Source organism: Prevotella sp. AM23-5 (genome assembly GCF_003473645.1).
In the GTDB taxonomy this organism is placed as follows: domain Bacteria; phylum Bacteroidota; class Bacteroidia; order Bacteroidales; family Bacteroidaceae; genus Prevotella; species Prevotella copri_A.
Window position 1 is genome coordinate 1 of the sequence record NZ_QUCG01000134.1, and the last position, 3,435, is coordinate 3,435.

The 3,435-nt window shown below is 35.1% G+C and carries 2 protein-coding genes; both read right to left on the minus strand.

The window, feature by feature from the left end; all coding sequences use genetic code 11:
- Positions 1–762: 762 nt before the first annotated feature.
- A complete protein-coding gene (locus DW657_RS16855) occupies positions 763–1,710 on the minus strand; it encodes a GTP pyrophosphokinase (protein ID WP_118313508.1) in 948 nt (315 codons plus the stop codon).
- Between the two features lie 8 nt (positions 1,711–1,718).
- Complete coding sequence (locus DW657_RS16860) at positions 1,719–3,407, minus strand: hypothetical protein (RefSeq protein WP_118313509.1); 1,689 nt, start codon at positions 3,405–3,407, stop codon at positions 1,719–1,721.
- Positions 3,408–3,435: the final 28 nt, after the last annotated feature.

Consider the following 3,435-nt stretch of genomic DNA (forward strand, 5'->3'; position numbering starts at 1 on the left):
CTCTAAGGTTGGCGGACCATCAAAGGTCTCACGCCAGGTTGTGCGGGATGGGACCGCCTGGGGTGGGCTGTTTACAACTCCCTATTCTTATACAAATCAACATTGATATAGAATGGAGTATTACGGAAATGTTATCTCCTCATTAACTTTGCTGCAAATTCAAAGAAATCAGCAACATTTTTAAAGTTGTCAAACTGCTGGCAATACATACTGGCATAAGGCTCAGGGAACCTTTGGCAGATATCAGCTTTTCTAAAATCATCCTTCAATAGTCTTTACGACCCTTTCGATTCCCCTTACAGGGGACAGAAACCTTCTTTAGCATTAAAAAAGGCATTTTTCTACCTCTCCGTCTCTCTTGCAAGGAGAGCTCCACTTTCTCCCCAAGCCCCTCTTCCTCAGGAAGCGGGGATGTAACCGCCCTCCGGTGCTCGGAACCGCTACGCTCTAAGGTTGGCGGACCATCAAAGGTCTGCGCCAGATTTTGCGGGATGGGACCGTCTTGATGCAGGATTTTCTATAACATAACCTTAAGCCTTATTTACATGAATCAGCAAAAAGAAAAGACTATTTATATATATTATTGTCTCCTCATTAACTTTGCTGCAAATTCCAAGAAATCTGCAACATTTTTGAAATCATCAAATTGTTGGCAATACATACTTGCATAAGGTTCGATCATAAAGAGCATATGGAAGTAAACAAGCAAAGTATTTTTCGCTATTCGCTTGTTTTTGTCTGATGATTGAGTTGACATAATATCTACTGTTTCAAATCCATCACTTTATCTAATATTTCTTTCATTGTTGGCTTTTCTTTAGCAGTAATCTCATCGGAGATGTTTGACATTCTGTTAATCAAGAAAACAACGTGCATCATTCTTAACTTAAAAGTTATAGGTGATTGACACAGTACCTTTATCAATGCACTTCTATCAAACCGATAATATGCCTTGGCTATATCATTATTATTATTAAACAGATTTATTACCCATTCTTCTAATGATGAATCGACAAAGCGCAGACAAAAATGGTTTCTCATCATTGCAGCCCAATCCTTATTCTTATAATTCTTATAAGCAATATTAGAAAAAAGTTCTTTCATACTACGTTCACTTGTCTCTAATGTTGCAAATATTCCATTCAAGAAACGAGATTCTTCTTTACAATAGCTCCACCATGGCTCATCTTTGCATTTATATCTTAAATCATGTTCCACCTCATGCCATCCCTCCGACAAAACAGAACGCAATTGGATTTCATAAGTCATATCTATCAATCGAGCATCAAATTCTGTTACTTGCATTAGTTGCTGCTGTAAATCCACAACCAAATTTTCTGGTATTCTACATATAAAATTTAGCCGAGTCGGCATAAATACTGTATTGACTAAATCTATATTTTTGATTTCAGTTTTTGCCAAATCACGCTCACTGTTTGATTCATCCACATAAAATTCTTTTTTACGCAAATATTCAGCAAAGATATGAATATCATCAAGAAAATAGAAAACAACTCGTATTCCTATCAAATCTTGCATTTTGCTGCCATTTATAGAATATTTATCCTTTTTAATTTCTAATTTCTTCTTGATTGATTGAATACTTTTTGAACGAGAAAATATACGATAAAACACACCAGAATGGTTCAAGTATTCTTTTAACTGATCGACTATCCGTTTCTCAAATAAGGAAAAATCAATATTATTCATAAAATCTATTACAATTTGCTTGTTATATACGTAAAGCCCTCATCTGTCAAGAAAGACTTATCTCCATTACAACAAAGTAACTTTTTACTAACAAGACGTTCAAAACACTTATGAAACTCTTTTGAATTATCCAAGAATTCCTCTCTCACTTTGGATATCATTTTCATACGTCTATTTCTATTATCAACCTTAAGATATTTTTGGAGTATCTTTACTTCCAAACTTTCTTCTTTTTCATTATCTGGTAAACAAATATCTTCTGTAGCATCGTCTTGAGGATAGCCCTTGATCCATGAATCGCAATTATAAAAATCACAATCCATAAAGATTAAAGCAAGATCTTCATTGATACTCTGACAATTATCAAAAGTGCAAGAAATAAAATAGCATCGATGCAACCCAGCTTCATCAAATACACAATTACTAAATTTCACATTTGCAAAGGTACATTGCTTCAAAGGTTCTTCTGAATTTCCTATGAATTTTTTTGCTAAGGTACAATCCGAGATATAGAGACTCGATAGTTCATGTTTTGTCTCACCCTTTAAAAGAATATCTGCCCAAAATTGCCCCTCAGAATATAGCTTACATTCTTTCTTCAAACATTCCCAAAAAGAACTTTTTGTCTCTTCTCCTAAAATAGAAGAAGCAAGTATGGCTTTGGCTAAATAAGAATTTGGTGTAGATTGATGAAACTCATGATACATTGGATTTGTTCCATCTTCAATGATGGAATCTTTTAACAACAACCCAAATATAAAATCATTTATAAAGCCTACATTAGAACAGCCCTTTCTATCTAACAAAGCATGATTAGTCAAAGAGTTTGTTATATTGTCTATGTCCTGAGACGAGCTTGCATAATTTGCAATAACGTCATAGGCTATTTCTCCTATCTGCTCCTTAACTCGGCTTCTTGCATCAGCCGTTATGCCATAGCCACCAAAGATACAAGCCAAATGACTGAAAATTTTTCTTTGTTCTGAAGGAGACAAAGGTAAGTTTTGCCTTTCCATCTCTCTTCGCAACATGAAAGAAAAGAAATTATCAATTAATTCATCTGGGGTTTTAACCGACTTTTTAAAATCTTTATCATCACAATATCTCAAATAACTCAACAAAACTGGATTAGATACGCTGGAAGAATCTGCAAATGGTAATTTTTGTTTTCGTCCATTTGGCAACCATTGTTCTATTGTAGGAGAATCCAACTGATAACGAATCAACGAGAAAGTTGAATGCGCTTCTTTTTGATTGTTATACCACTCTGCAAAACTTGGTCCTGAGAAGATTGCCGTCTTACGACTTGTAAGAACCACTTTCGCTCTATTCGTAAGTAAGTCAGCTATAGTAGACAACATCGTCTCAACTTCTCCAAAAGCAGTATCTTGTTTTCCCTCATCCAAATCCTTGCTCAACAATTCGTCAAATCCATCTATTATAAGTGGAATTCTGCCGTTCTTGATATTCTTTATTACAATATCATTTTTCAGCTGAATATCGAAGTCTCTATCTATATGGGACAACAAAAGATAGCGGAAAGTATTGGCACTTCTATCTTTCTCCAGTTTCATAAAGATTGGTCGGATGTCCATTTCGATATTTGCATATTTGTGAAGAACCTCATAAGCCGTAGATGTCTTACCATAACCAGCAGCAGCCTCTACTATAATAAGTTTTGGCTCATCACCCTTCATATTATCCTAAAATCCGCAACTATCATCC